The sequence below is a fragment of the Halomonas denitrificans genome (assembly GCA_019800895.1).
Taxonomy (GTDB): Bacteria; Pseudomonadota; Gammaproteobacteria; order Xanthomonadales; family Wenzhouxiangellaceae.
In genome coordinates this window covers 584,246-597,785 of sequence record JAHVKF010000003.1, presented here as the reverse complement: position 1 = coordinate 597,785, position 13,540 = coordinate 584,246, and the positions used below count along the sequence as shown (strand labels likewise).

13 protein-coding genes are annotated in these 13,540 nt (G+C 67.7%); 7 read left to right on the top strand and 6 right to left on the bottom strand.

The window, feature by feature from the left end:
* Positions 1-170 precede the first annotated feature (170 nt).
* Complete coding sequence (locus KUV67_11275; protein ID MBY6205464.1) at positions 171-1,007, bottom strand: hypothetical protein; 837 nt, start codon at positions 1,005-1,007, stop codon at positions 171-173.
* A 130-nt stretch (positions 1,008-1,137) separates the two neighbouring features.
* Between KUV67_11275 and KUV67_11270 the strand changes: the two genes are divergently transcribed.
* Entirely contained in the window at positions 1,138-2,211 is a 1,074-nt protein-coding gene (locus KUV67_11270; GenBank protein MBY6205463.1) for a glycosyltransferase family 2 protein, read from the top strand.
* A 127-nt stretch (positions 2,212-2,338) separates the two neighbouring features.
* Here the strand turns inward: KUV67_11270 and KUV67_11265 are convergent, their stop codons facing one another.
* Positions 2,339-3,034 carry a 2OG-Fe(II) oxygenase gene (locus KUV67_11265; GenBank protein ID MBY6205462.1) on the bottom strand — a complete coding sequence of 232 codons (696 nt, stop codon included), beginning with the start codon at positions 3,032-3,034 and terminating at the stop codon, positions 2,339-2,341.
* Between the two features lie 448 nt (positions 3,035-3,482).
* On the opposite strand from KUV67_11265, the gene KUV67_11260 reads away from it, so the two are divergent.
* Entirely contained in the window at positions 3,483-4,325 is an 843-nt protein-coding gene (locus KUV67_11260) for a metallophosphoesterase (GenBank protein MBY6205461.1), read from the top strand.
* A gap of 240 nt (positions 4,326-4,565) precedes the next feature.
* Here the strand turns inward: KUV67_11260 and KUV67_11255 are convergent, their stop codons facing one another.
* Together KUV67_11255 and KUV67_11250 are read right to left on the bottom strand one after the other, a co-directional pair.
* Positions 4,566-5,090 (bottom strand): DUF1249 domain-containing protein, encoded by a 525-nt coding sequence (locus KUV67_11255; protein ID MBY6205460.1) that lies wholly within the window; start codon positions 5,088-5,090, stop codon positions 4,566-4,568.
* 63 nt (positions 5,091-5,153) lie between these two features.
* Entirely contained in the window at positions 5,154-5,969 is an 816-nt protein-coding gene (locus KUV67_11250) for a kinase/pyrophosphorylase (GenBank protein MBY6205459.1), read from the bottom strand.
* 83 nt (positions 5,970-6,052) lie between these two features.
* On the opposite strand from KUV67_11250, the gene ppsA reads away from it, so the two are divergent.
* The gene (gene ppsA, locus KUV67_11245; GenBank protein ID MBY6205458.1) at positions 6,053-8,416 is read left to right on the top strand and encodes a phosphoenolpyruvate synthase; all 2,364 of its coding nucleotides are present in this window, start codon (positions 6,053-6,055) and stop codon (positions 8,414-8,416) included.
* An 18-nt stretch (positions 8,417-8,434) separates the two neighbouring features.
* Here ppsA and orn read toward each other — a convergent pair whose 3' ends face one another.
* The gene (gene orn / locus KUV67_11240) at positions 8,435-8,983 is read right to left on the bottom strand and encodes an oligoribonuclease (GenBank protein ID MBY6205457.1); all 549 of its coding nucleotides are present in this window, start codon (positions 8,981-8,983) and stop codon (positions 8,435-8,437) included.
* 90 nt (positions 8,984-9,073) lie between these two features.
* On the opposite strand from orn, the gene rsgA reads away from it, so the two are divergent.
* Entirely contained in the window at positions 9,074-9,940 is an 867-nt protein-coding gene (rsgA, locus tag KUV67_11235; protein MBY6205456.1) for a ribosome small subunit-dependent GTPase A, read from the top strand.
* A gap of 19 nt (positions 9,941-9,959) precedes the next feature.
* Here the strand turns inward: rsgA and KUV67_11230 are convergent, their stop codons facing one another.
* Positions 9,960-10,628: an SDR family oxidoreductase gene (locus tag KUV67_11230; GenBank protein ID MBY6205455.1), complete on the bottom strand. Its 669-nt coding sequence runs from the start codon at positions 10,626-10,628 to the stop codon at positions 9,960-9,962.
* Positions 10,629-10,810: 182 nt separating this feature from the next.
* Between KUV67_11230 and KUV67_11225 the strand changes: the two genes are divergently transcribed.
* Genes KUV67_11225 through KUV67_11215 form a run of 3 tightly spaced genes read left to right on the top strand, consistent with a single transcriptional unit; the run spans position 10,811 to position 13,077 of the window.
* Positions 10,811-11,158, top strand: coding sequence for a hypothetical protein (locus KUV67_11225; protein ID MBY6205454.1), 348 nt, complete (start codon positions 10,811-10,813; stop codon positions 11,156-11,158).
* A 5-nt stretch (positions 11,159-11,163) separates the two neighbouring features.
* Entirely contained in the window at positions 11,164-12,168 is a 1,005-nt protein-coding gene (locus KUV67_11220; protein ID MBY6205453.1) for an agmatine deiminase family protein, read from the top strand.
* Positions 12,169-12,189: 21 nt separating this feature from the next.
* Positions 12,190-13,077 (top strand): carbon-nitrogen hydrolase, encoded by an 888-nt coding sequence (locus tag KUV67_11215; GenBank protein ID MBY6205452.1) that lies wholly within the window; start codon positions 12,190-12,192, stop codon positions 13,075-13,077.
* Positions 13,078-13,540 lie beyond the last annotated feature (463 nt).

Sequence of the window (13,540 nt, the reverse complement as noted above, 5' to 3'; positions counted from 1 at the left end):
TGCCGACGTTCTTGCTTTGAACGAAGAGCCACACCCTGGTCAAAGAAAAGAGTTTTTCCTTGGCGCTCTTCGCTCCTTCGCGCCTTTGCGTCCTTCATCTAGAAGCCGAAGCTGCGACGCCGGTATAGGCACGGCCCGGTCGAGGCCGAAACCGTCGAAGGAGGCGCCGATCAGAGCAAGGCGTCGAAGTGGGCGCTGCGAATGAAGTTGGTCTTGCCCTGAAGGAACTTGCGCTTGGTCCAGGCGACGGTAGTGATCAGGCGGACGTAATCGAGCTGGGCGTCGATGTCGGGGCCGCCGGATTCGGTCACCTGGGAGGCCATGACCGCGACGTCGCCGGGCGCCAGCCAGCGCAGCGAGGCCTGGGCCAGGCCGGCGCCCAGCGGCTGGTCGGCGCGCAGGCTCTCGACGTCGATCGCGACCAGGCGGGCCCCGTCGGTTCCGCTGGGCGCGCTGCCGGCGATGACGAAGTTCTTGGCCACGGGATCGACGTAGTCGTAGCCCAGCAGCAGCGTGTCGGGCGCGACCGCCTCGGCGCGCGCGGCCAGCGCCCGGGCCCGCTCGGCGGCCAGCACGCCGGCCGTGACCAGGAAGTCCAGGTCGACCCGCAGTCGGGCATCGAAGGGCCGATCGCTCCGCGCGATTTCCTCGGGCGCCCGTCGCCACAGCTCAGCCAGGAAGCGCGCCAGCCGGGCGCGGTCCGCCGAGTCGTCGGGGTCGAACGCCCTGCCCTCGACGAAGCCGAGCAGCAGCTCGTTCTCGTGGCGATGGACCAGGGGCGGAAAGCGGCCGCTGCCGGCAAAGTCGTCCAGCGCCGCCTGCACTTCCGCGGCCTGCGCGCTGTCACCGAAGACCACGCGCTTGAACCGCGTCCTGCCGACCCGGACGAAGAACACCTGCTGGCGCTTGGCGAACACGCCGCGCCAGCGCTGCAGCCACCAGAAGTAGAGCCGGCGCGCGAACGAGTGGGCATTGGTCTGGAACAGCGAACCGAGTCGGGCCTTCATCGTCGTCGTGGGTCGTCGTCTTGGGTTGTCGGCGTAGTCGCTGAAAAACCGCTGAAAGGCGGGCCCTGCGGCGCGTCGCGGCTGCCGGGATGGTAGCATGCGCGTCCCCTTGCACCCCCCGGTTCCACGCATGCCCGGACCCGCAGAAACGAATCCGAAGGTGACCGTGTTCATCCCGGTCCACAACCGGGCGAACTACGTCTGCGTGGCGGTCAACAGCATCCTCGCGCAGGACTTCGAGGACTTCGAGCTCCTGGTCGTCGACGACGGCTCGACGGACAACACGTTCGAGACGCTGGAACGCTTCGACGATCCGCGCCTGCGTATCGAGAAGAACGAGGGCAACCGCGGCATCCCCTACACGCGCAACCGCGGCCTGGAGCTCGCGCGCGGCGAGTACATCGCCCTGCTCGACAGCGACGACCACGCCTATCCGAAGCGGCTCGGCCGGCAGGTCGAGTTCCTGGACCGCAACCCGGACATCGTGCAGGTCGGCAGCTGGTGCAGCTTCATGGACGCCGACGGCAAGATGCTGAACAAGGTCCGGCGCCAACCGATCGACCCCGACGACATCCACGCCCACCTGTTGTTCCACTGCCCGCTGGTCAACCGGACCATCATGGCGCGGACCGCGGTCTATCGGGACTACGGCTACGACCTGGACTTCCCCCGCTGCCAGGACTTCGACCTGCACGCGCGGCTGTCGGCGAAGCACCGGATGGCCAACCTGCCGGAAATCCTGGTCTGCGGACGCGAGCACCCCGGCCGCTGGACCGGCAAGAGCGCAGGCCTCGGCCGCGAGCGCAAGATGGCCGTTGCGCGCCGTCTCCTCGAGCGGATCGGCATCGAGGCCGACGAGGGAGAGCTGCGCCGGCACTACGCCCTGACGCGACGGGACGAGAAACGCGACGACCCGCTGGGCCACCTGGACTGGACCGAGTCGTGGCTGTGGCGGATCAAGCAGGCCAATCGCTCGAGCCCGCACTACCCGGAGCCGGCCCTCGGCCGATCCCTGGGCGCGATCTGGGCGCTGAACTGCTGGCACGCGCGGCGGGAACTCGGGCGCCGCAAGGCGATGGCGCGGATGCTCGGGTCCGGCCTGGCGAGGGGCCTGCCGGGAAATCTCAGTGCGAAGTTCCTGTGGGCCGCCCGACGGGGTGCGGCGAAGGCCAGGGTGGACGATCGACCGCCGGGTCAGCCCTGAGAGGATTCTTCGGGGCTGGCGCCTCTCGAACCATTCGCTCGCAAGTTCACCCCCACAGCTTGTCCCCCAGCCTTCGCTCGCAAGCTCACTCCTGAAGCTCGGGTTTCTGCGAACCCGGTCGGTGCGCCTAGATCTTGAGCTTGCTGCGCAGGCGGTACCAGGGGGTATCGCGGTTGATGACCACGATGAATACCTTGCGCAGCGCCCCCTCGGGCGCCCGGATCGGCTTGACGCCGTGCCAGGAATTGCCCTGGCGGATGAACAGCAGGCTGCGGTTTCCGGTCGACTCCGAGCCCATGGCTGCGTCGAAGTCCTCGAAGGCAGGCGCCGAGCTGGCCGAGAAGCGCCCATTGTCGTCGAGCACCTGAGTCTCGCCGCCCCACTCCGGGTTCCAGTCCTCGTCCGTGTTCAGGTAGAAGATGTGCGAGCCCAGCTTCCAGACCGCGTCGCAGTGCGGTGAGACCGAGCAGCCGTTCGGCGTGTAGTGGAAGTGGAACCGCAGACTGAACCGGTCGTGGCCAATCATCCTGGCCAGGAACTCCTGGTAGACCGGCCCGCGCAGTTCGTCGACGAAGGCCTTCCATGCGTCGGAAACGGGCAGCGTGTCGTTCCATTCCAGGGCGTAGCGGTCGTGGCTCTGCTGGCCGTGCTTACGGCTCTTGCCGAAGACCGGGTCGAACAGCTCGACCTCGGGCAGGTGGTCGATCAGCGCCCTGTAGCCCTCGTCGGTCAGCAGTCCGGCCGGGTTGGCCCAGGGATAGGGGTGGGTGGCGCGGAAGGCTTCGCCGTCCATCGCGGCCAGTTTTTCGGTGTCCAGGAACATGGGCGTCAAGGGGCTCGGGGTCAGGGGCGAGGGACTGGTGGTCAGGGAATCCGGGGTCAGGGAAATAGGGGGGACAGGAAATTAGGGGTCAGGGACTCGTTGTCATCGATCCGGGCTGGTGGTGGGCATTCGCCCTCCGACTTTCGCAAAACGCAAGCATCGACGGGCGCCGGCCCAGCCGGAAACCCGCAAAACGCAAGCATCGACGGGCGTCGGCCCTGCCGGAAACCCGAAAAATGCAAGCATTGACGGGCGTCGGCCCTGCCGGAAACCCGAAAAATGCAAGCATTGACGGGCGACGGCCCTGCCGGCGTCCCGTCGAATGCGGAACAAAAACTCCAAGACCAATTATGGCATTCGAGGGGGCGGTTGCGGTGAGCGCCGATGCACGGCGCGGGTACACTGCACGCTGCCTGTCCGACCTCGTTCCGGATCCCTGACCCGCTCGATGCGCTTCGTTCACCTCACCGACCCGCACCTGACGCCGCTGACGGGGCGCTGGCCCCCCGGCTGGCCGTCCAAGCGCTGGCTGAGCTGGTTGAGCTGGCAGCGCCGGCGCCGCCACCTGCACGTCCGCGAGCGCCTGGACGCGCTGATCGAGGCCGCCCGTGAGCACGCCCCGGACGCCTGGGCCCTGACCGGCGACCTGTGCCAGACCGGCACCGCCGAGGAAATCGAGGTCGCGACCCGCTGGCTGGAGCAACTTGCGCCGGCCGAGCGGATTCTCCTCACGCCCGGCAATCACGACGTGTTCGGCGCCGACTCGCGGCGACGGGTCGATCTACGATGGGCCCGCTGGCTGCACGGTCCGATCGACCGCGTCGCCGTCCGCCGCTTCGGGCCGGCCACGCTGATCGCCGTGGATTCCGCGGTGGTGACTCGCGTCGGTTCCGCAGCCGGCCGGATCGGCGCGCGCGCCCGTGATCGGCTCGGTGCCGCGCTGCGCGACGCCCGCGGCACGTTCCGGGTGGTCCTGATCCACCATCCGCCGGCCCCGGGGCTGTGCAAGCGGCGCAAGGCCCTGGCCGACGACGCCGAACTGGCCGATCTCCTCGCAAGGGAGGGCGCAGGACTGGTCCTTCACGGCCACCTGCATCACGATCGGCGGCACGATCTGACAGCGGTCGACGGATCGACGATCCCCCTGCTCTGCACCGCCTCGGCGTCGGCGCCGGACGCGTCGGCGCGCTTGATCGACGTCGACGCCGACCAGACCGGCTTCCGGGTCCGCATGCGGAGCCTGCGCCACGACGCGATGTCGGGCGAGGAGACCTGGTTGAGCGCGGGCTGAGATCGAGCGTCCGTGCGAGGGTCGTATCGTACGGCCTGCCGGGTGCCGCGGGAACGGCTCGAGAAGCGCTGGCCAAGCGATTGAAATAACGGGATTTATCAACGCCGCATGTACGGCGCCACGTCGTGCCGGGTGCGGAAGCACCACCGAACCGGACGATGAATCCGTCAACGAAAAACGGCCGGGGGCGACCCGGCCGTTTCGGCAATTCGATGGACGATGCGCTTCGAACGTCCTGCGTTATTCGACGCGGAGCGTTTCCTTGGCCATCTCGGCCGGGACCGGCTCGGGATCGGGCAGGTCGGGTACGTCTTCGGTGGCGGTCATGGTCTCGGCGCTGTGGCCCTCCGAGAGCAGGTATTCCAGCCACTTCAGCAGGGCACGATTCATCCGCCAGCTGCGCTCGACCAGGCCCCGGACCGGCAGGTCCGGGCCGGCCAGCCGCTCGATGCCCTGCTCGGGCGAGAACGAGGTGGCCTCGGCCATCCGGGCGTCGTGGTAGACGCGGATGTGCGCGTTCGGGTGCTGCTCGCGCTCGGGCCCGAGCACGTAGGTCAGCTGCAGGAACGTGGTGTAGTTGTGCCGTTCCAGGACCCGCAGATACAGGTCCGGGGCGCCCTTGACGCGGGAGACCAGCAGGTCGCTGCGGCCCAGGTCGTTCGGCATCAGCACGTTCAGGGCATGGAAAACGCCCGAGTGCAGCGACGGCAGGCGTCGGGCGATGACCCGGGAAAGCGTGTTCGGATTGCGCAGTAGAGTCGACATTTTCGGCAGGTTACCACAGCGATTCGCGATTTCCGATTCTTGACAAATCGGCTCGAAAGTGGTTCAGAAAAGTTCGCGCTGGAGGCCGAGTTCGAGCAGGATCCGGCTGCCGAGTTCCTCGACCGAGGCGCTGGTCGAGCTCAGCATCGGAACCCCCTCGGACCGGAGCAGCGCCTCGGCCGCGTCGACCTCGTAGCGGCACTGCTTGACCGACGCATAGCGGCTGTCCGGCCGCCGCACCTGGCGGATTTCGGCCAGTCGCTCCGCGTCGATCGTCAGGCCGAACAGCTTGCGCCGATGCTGGCGCAAGAAGTCCGGCAGTCGCGGTTTTTCCAAGTCTTCTTCCGTCAGGGGGTAATTTGCGGCCTTTATCCCGAAATGCAAGGCCATGTAGAGGCAGGTCGGCGTCTTGCCCGACCGCGAGACCCCGACCAGCACCACGTCGGCCTCGTCGAGGCGCTTGGAAATGCCGTCGTCGTGGGTCAGGGCGTAGTTCGTCGCCTCCATCCGGTCCTCGTACTGGTGGCTGTCGCGAATGCCGTGCGCCTGGCCGACCGAGTCCGACCGGCTCTGGCCGAGAATGTCCTCCAGCGGCGGCAGGAAGGTGCCGAACAGGTCGAACACATGCCCCTTGGAATGCCCCAGCAGCTCGCCGACCTCCGTGTTGACGATGGTATTGAAGACCAGCGGCGGCACGCCGTCGGCCTCCGCGGCGCGGTCGATGAGCTGGACCGCGTCCTCGGCCTTCTCGCGGGTGTCGACGAAGGGCAAACGGATCTGGCGGAATTCGCAGCCCTTGAACTGGGTCAGGAGGCTGTGTCCGAAGGTTTCGGCGGTGATCGCGGTGCCGTCGGAAATGAACAGAACGGTTCGGCGCATGCAGGTGACCTGGTCGGAACGGACGATTGGGGGGACGGTACAATGCCGGGCTTCAGAACTCACCCACCCGGGACGCAACGCACGTGAACGAGTATATCCGCTGGCTCGACCAGCTCGGCATGGACGACCTGGACCAGGTCGGCGGCAAGAACGCCTCGCTGGGCGAAATGATCTCCAACCTGGCCGCCTCCGGGGTGAACGTGCCGGGCGGCTTCGCCACGACCGCCGATGCGTTTCGCGAGTTCCTCGCCGAGACCGGCCTGGACGCAAAGATCGCCGAGCGCCTCGAGGGCCTGGAGACCGACGACGTCAAGGCGCTGGCCGCCGCGGGGTCGGACATCCGCCGGTGGATCGTCGAGACCCCCCTGCCCGATGCGCTGAACGCCGCGATCACGGACGCGTGGGCGGAAATGCAGAAGCGCTTCGGCGACGACCTGGCGGTCGCGGTGCGGTCGTCGGCCACCGCGGAGGACCTGCCCGACGCCTCCTTCGCCGGCCAGCAGGAGACCTTCCTCAACGTGCGCGGCCTCGACGCGGTGCTGAAGAAGATCCACGAGGTCTTCGCCAGCCTGTACAACGACCGCGCGATCGCCTATCGCGTCCACCACGGCTTCGAGCACGCGGACGTCGCCCTGTCGGCCGGCATCCAGCTGATGGTCCGGTCGGACACCGGCGCGGCCGGCGTGCTGTTCACGCTCGATACGGAGTCCGGCTACCGCGGCGTGGTCTTCGTCACCTCCAGCTATGGCCTCGGCGAGAGCGTGGTCCAGGGCGCGGTCAATCCCGACGAGTTCTACCTGTTCAAGGCCAACCTCGAGGACGGTCGCCCGGCCGTGCTGCGGCGGTCGATCGGCACCAAGGCCAGCCGGATGGTCTACGCCGACGGCGGCGGCGTCACCACCGAGGACACGCCGGAAGCCGACCGGAACCGCTTCTCGATCACCGACGCCGACGCCGAGGCCCTGGGCCGGATGGCGCTGGCCATCGAGGCGCACTACGGCCGGCCGATGGACATCGAGTGGGGCAAGGACGGCCAGACCGGCGAACTCTACATCCTCCAGGCGCGCCCGGAGACCGTGAAGAGCCGCGGCGGCCAGGTCATGGAGCGCTTCAAGCTCGAAGAATCGGGCGAGGTCCTGACCGAGGGCCGCGCGATCGGCCAGCGGATCGGCAAGGGCAAGGCCCGGGTCATCGACGACATCTCGGCGATGCACGAAGTCGAGGCCGGCGACGTGCTGGTCACCGACATGACCGACCCGGACTGGGAGCCGGTGATGAAGAAGGCCTCGGCGATCGTGACCAATCGCGGCGGCCGGACCTGCCACGCGGCGATCATCGCGCGCGAACTGGGAATTCCCGCCGTCGTCGGCTGCGGCGACGCCACCGAGCGCGTGCGCCACGGCGATGAGGTCACGGTCAGCTGCGCCGAGGGCGACACGGGCCGCGTGTTCGCCGGCCTGCTGGAGTTCAGCGTCTCCGAGGACAAGCTCGACGAGATGCCGGAAGCGCCGATCAAGATCATGATGAACGTTGCCAATCCGGATCGCGCGTTCGACTTCGCCCAGATTCCGCACCACGGCATCGGCCTGGCCCGGCTCGAGTTCATCATCAACCGGATGATCGGCATCCATCCGCGCGCGCTGCTCGAGTACGACCGGCAGAGCCCGGAACTGAAGGCCGAGATCGACCGGCGGATCGCCGGCTACGACTCGCCCGAACGGTTCTACGTCGACCGCCTGGTCGAGGGCATCGCAACCATCGCAGCCCCCTTCGGACCGCATCCGGTGATCGTCCGGCTGTCGGACTTCAAGTCCAACGAGTACGCCAACCTGATCGGCGGCGAAGCCTACGAGCCCGACGAAGAGAACCCGATGATCGGCTGGCGCGGTGCCTCGCGCTACGTCACCGAGAGCTTCCAGCCGGCGTTCGAACTGGAATGCCGGGCGATGCGCCGGATCCGCGACGAGCTCGGCCTGCACCACGTCTGGGCCATGGTGCCCTTCGTGCGCACCGTCGACGAAGCCCGGGAAGTGGTCGAGGTCATGGAGCGCTTCGGCCTGAAGCGCGGCGAGAACGGCCTGAAGATCATCATGATGTGCGAGCTGCCGTCCAACGCGCTGCTCGCCGACGCCTTCCTCGAGCATTTCGACGGCTTCTCGATCGGCTCGAACGACATGACCCAGCTCACGCTGGGCCTGGACCGGGACTCGGGACTGGTCGCGCACCGCTTCGACGAACGCGACGGTGCGGTCAAGGCGCTGCTGGAGATGGCCATCAAGGCCTGCCGCGCGCAGGGCAAGTACATCGGCATCTGCGGCCAGGGACCGTCCGACCACCCGGACCTGGCCGAGTGGCTGATGGAAAAAGGCATCGAAAGCGTATCGCTGAACCCGGATACGGTCGTCGACACCTGGCGCCGGCTCGCGGCGATCCGGAACGGCGCGTAGGGGCAAAGCCGCTTGCCGTCAGCTTCCGCCCAGCGGTCCCATGTACTGGCGGTAGTAGCGCAGCTCGCGGATCGAGTCGCGGATGTCCTCCAGCGCCTGGTGGCCCGTGTCCTTGACCAGCCCGTCGGCGATCTCCGGCGCCCAGCGCCGGGCCAGTTCCTTCAGGGTACTGACGTCGAGGTTCCGGTAGTGGAAATAGGCCTCCAGGTCGGGCATCTGGCGGGCCAGGAAGCGCCGGTCCTGGCAGATCGAGTTGCCGCACATCGGCGACGTGCCGGCCGGCACGTGCTCCTCGAGGAACTCGATCGTTCGCCGCTCGGCGGCGCGCATGTCGATATGGCTTTCGAGGCAGCGCTGGACCAGGCCCGAGGCCGTGTGGGTGCGCGTGTTCCACTCGTCCATCGTCGACAGCTCGTCGTCGGTGGCGTGGATGGCCAGGTTGGGCCCGGTCGCGATTTCCTCGAGCTGGGCATCGGTGACGATGGTGGCGATCTCGATGATGCGATCACGGCGCACGTCCAGGCCGGTCATTTCGAGATCGATCCAGATCAGGCGGGTAGCTTCCATGCGACGTGATCCTCGACGAGATCCAGAATTCGAGCGGGGACTATACCAGCGGCTCGTCCGCACCTCGGGGTGGCCGGCATGAGACCGCCGATGCGGATCGTCACCGCGCTCGGCAACCACGGTCTCGGCGTACCGGACGAGGACCCGACGGCGACGCCGACGGAGCTGCACTTCCGCCGCCGCGCCGGTCGTCCGCTGGCCGGCGACCGGGTCGAAGTCGATGGCGACGGCGCGGTCTCGGCCATCCTTCCGCGCAGCAGCGTGTTCGGTCGCGGCACGGCGCGCGGGGCGTTCCAGCCCATCGCCGCCAACCTCGATACGCTGCTGGTCGTGATCGCGCCGGAGCCGGCGCCCAGCGAAGACCTGCTGCACCGCTACCTCGCTGCTGCATGGATGCAGCGCATCGACCCGGTCGTGGTGATCAACAAGTGCGACCTGCCGGTTCCCGGGGCGCCGCCGTTCACCGACCTGGCGGACCTCGACGTCGAGGTCCATCGTACGCGCGCCGAGCCGCCGGCCGATCTCGACGGCCTCCGCGCGCGGCTCAGCGAAGGAATCCACCTTCTCGCCGGCCAGTCCGGCGTCGGCAAGTCGTCGCTGGCCAATGCGCTGCTGCCCGATCTGGGGCTGCAGACCGGGGGGCTTTCGCACAGTACCGGAAAGGGACGCCACACCACCACGGCCGCTCGCCTGCACCCGCTCCCCGGCGGCGGCTGGCTGGTCGACACGCCCGGGGTCTGGGAGTACGGCCTATGGAAAATGCCGGTCGACGAACTGGAGCGCGGATTCCCCGAATTCGCCGACGCGCCGGACTGTCGGTTCAGGAACTGCACGCACGACCATGAGCCCGGGTGCGGGGTGCGCAGCGCGGCCGACGACGGGGTCGTCCCGCCGTGCCGCTACCGGGCCTGGCTTCGCCTGCTCGACGAGCAGCGGCGGCTCGCCGCCGACGGCTGAACCGACGTCCGTCCGGCGCCTACCAGTCGAGCGCCTCCCCGTTGGCATGGCGGAAACTGCCGGTGGACTCGAGGGACAATTCGTCGAAGCGCTGGATGAGGCCCGCGGCCGCCTCGGCGGGGCCGACGTGGCCGGTGTGTCCGGTCATGTCCGTCTGGACGTAGCCCGGGTGAAGAAGCCCGACGGCGATGCCGCGCGGCTTCAGTTCGTGGGCCAGCGACACGCCGCCCATGTTGACCGCGGCCTTGGACATCCGGTAGCCGTAATGGCCGCCCGACGTGTTGTCGGCGATCGAACCCATCCGGCTGGTGATGATCGCGACCTTCGAACCTTCGACCAGGCGATCGACCAGCGCACGGGTCACCCGCAGCGGCCCCAGCGCATTGACTTCGAACTGCAGGCGGTAGTCGTCGAGCTGGTCCTCGAGTGCGTCGAAGTCGCTGGACCGCAGCACGCCGGCGTTGTTGAACAGACCGTGAAGCTCGACCCCGTCGAGTCGGCCGGCCAGGTCGGCCAGCGAGTCGCGGTCGGTCACGTCGATGCCCGACTCGATCCGGGCATCGAGCGCGGAGAGCTCGTCGGAGCGCTCGCGGCACACGGCGATGACGCGATCCCCGCGCTCGGCGAGCTGTCGTGCCAGTTCCAGTCCGATGCCGCGATTCGCGCCGGTAACGAGTACGTTGGCCATGGAGATCTCCTTCGTGTCGAGGGACGTACGCAGCCCGGGGGACGCCCGCGCTGCGCGATGAATTCTCGAAAATCGAAGCGCTATGCTACGATTTCGACGCCACGAGAATGTCGCCGCAAGGGTTGGATTCCGACGAATCGCGTCGGCGGCGGCCTGGACCACCGGGGGCCATGGAGAGCACCATGAGCAAGAGGAGATTCGCGATGCGCAAGGCACTGAACGGGCTGGCCTTCGGCCTGCTGTTGACGGCATCGACGGCGCCCGCCGTCGCCGACGTGCTGCTGATCGAGGAAGTCCGCGAGCGGATGCGCCGCGACCTGCCCGAGAACGGAATGACGACCGAGGTCGTCGAGCAACGCTACGGCGCGCCGGTCAACCGCAGCGGCCCGGTCGGCGATCCGCCGATCACCCGCTGGGTCTACGACGACTACAGCGTGTACTTCGAATACGACCTGGTCATCGACAGCGTGCTGCATCGGGGCGCGGTGATCCGCGCCGCCTCCGGCGACCAGGCCGGCAACAACGGCTGACCGCCTTGTCCCGGGTCGAAGATCGTTCGCACTATCGTCTGCCGGCCGAATGGGAGCGGCAGTCCGCGCTGCTCCTGACCTGGCCGAACCCGGACGGTGCCTGGTCCGCGAACCTCGACGCGATCGAGTCCGATTACGTCGCCCTGGTCGAAGCGGCCCTGCGTCACCAGCGGGTCGTCCTGCTGGTGCCGAAGGGCAGCCGGCGAGACCGGGATCGACTGGGCGAGGATCGGCCAGGACTGCACCGCATCGAAGCGCGGTACAACGACACCTGGATCCGTGACTACGGGCCGATCACGCTGTGCCGGGTCGGGCAGCGGCTGGCGCTTGATTTCCACTTCGGCGGCTGGGGCGGAAAGCACGAGTCCGGGCTCGACAACCTGGTCAACACCCACCTCGCGCGGCATCCGCTGTTCGACGACATCGAATTCCGGCAGTGTCATCTCGAGATCGAGGGCGGCGCGATCGAGTGCAACGGCGACGGCCTGCTGCTGGTCAACCGCCACTGCATGCGAACGCGCATGCCGTTCCTCGACGACGCCGAGCTCGATCACGAACTTTCTCGCTGGCTGAACCTGAAACGGGTGCTGGGTATCGACGTCGAGCCGCTGCCCGGCGACGATACGGACGGCCACATCGACACCCTGGCCCGCTTCGTCCGTCGCGACGCGATCGCGTTCCAGTCCCTGGCCGACGATGCCGCGACCCGTGACCTCAACGGACAGCTCGAGGCGCTGCGCGACGCCGACGGCCGGCCCTTCGAACTGTTCTCGCTTCCGCACCCGGACGACACCGACCCGCAGCTTCCGGCCAGCTACGCGAACTTCATCCTGATCAACGGCGCGGTGCTGGTGCCGCAGTACAACAGCCGCTTCGACGCCGATGCACGCGACCGGCTGGCGCAACTCTTTCCCGACCGAACGGTCGAAGGGGTACCGGGCGCCACCCTGACCACGCAGGGCGGCGGCCCGCACTGCGCCAGCATGCAGATTCCGACCGCGCTGAACTGATCCCGACCCGGACTCCCCCTGATGACCGAATCCACGCTGACCCTGGGCCTGGTCCAACACGCCATGGGCGAGGACCTCGACGCCAATCGCGCCGCGAGCCTCGACGGCATCGCCGCGGCCGCGGCGAAGGGTGCGCAGATCGTGCTGTTGCCCGAACTGCACGCCAGCGAATACTTCTGCAAGGTGCAGGACCCGGACCTGTTCGACCTCGCCGAACCGATCGACGGGCCGACCAGGAAACTGCTGGCCGAGGCGGCAGCCGACTACGGCCTTGTCGTCGTCGGCGGCATCTTCGAAGCGCGCGCGCCCGGCCTGGCCCACAACACCGCGCTGGTGCTCGACACGGACGGCACGCTCGCCGGCATCTACCGGAAGATGCATATCCCGGACGACCCGGGCTACAACGAGAAGTTCTACTTCACGCCCGGCGACCTGGGCTTCGAGCCGATCGAGACTTCGCTGGGAAAGCTCGGCGTGCTCGTGTGCTGGGACCAGTGGTATCCGGAGGCCGCCCGCCTGATGGCGCTCGCCGGCGCCGAGGTCCTGCTCTACCCGACCGCGATCGGCTACGACCCCAACGCCGACGAGGCCGAATCGAAGCGCCAGCTCGACGCCTGGAAGATCATCCAGCGCGCCCACGGCGTGGCCAACGGCATCCCGGTCATGGCCTGCAACCGCGTGGGCTTCGAGCCCGACCGCACCGGCAACGGCCACGACGCCGAGTTCTGGGGCAACAGCTTCATCTGCGGCCCGCAGGGGGAACTGCTGGCCGAGGCCGGCGCCGAGCCGGAGGTCCTCGTCGCCACCGTCGACCGCACCCGCACCGCCCGCGTCCGCCGCATGTGGCCCTACCTCCGCGACCGCCGCATCGACGCCTACGGGGACCTGACCAAGCGCTTCCGCCGCTAGCGCCCTTCGCGTTCTTTGCGGCTTGTCTGGCTGGTCGACTTCGTTGTTTTAGAGGATGAGCGCAAAGGCACGAAAGGAACTGCAAGGGCGCGAAGAGAAGCGTTTTTATTTGAAAGACAAAGACAGAGGCGAAAAGCGAAAGGCGAAAAGCGAAAAGCGTTTTCTCGCAAAGACGCAAAGACGCAGAGGAAAGGCGTGAAAGGGAAATGCTGAAAAGAGAAAGGCCCCGGGTGCGCTGTGCTTACCCGGGCTACGAGGTACGCTGGCTCTGCCTCCTCCCGTACGAATTCCCGATCCTGTAGCCCGGGTAAGCGCAGCGCACCCGGGTTCTTGAAACTGGTTCTGCTTTCCTCTGCGTCTCCGCGTCTCTGCGAGAAAACGCCTTTCGCTTTTGACTTTCATCAAAGAGGAGCTTCTCTTCGCGCCCTTGCAGTTCCTTTCGCGCCTTTGCGCCCATCCTCTA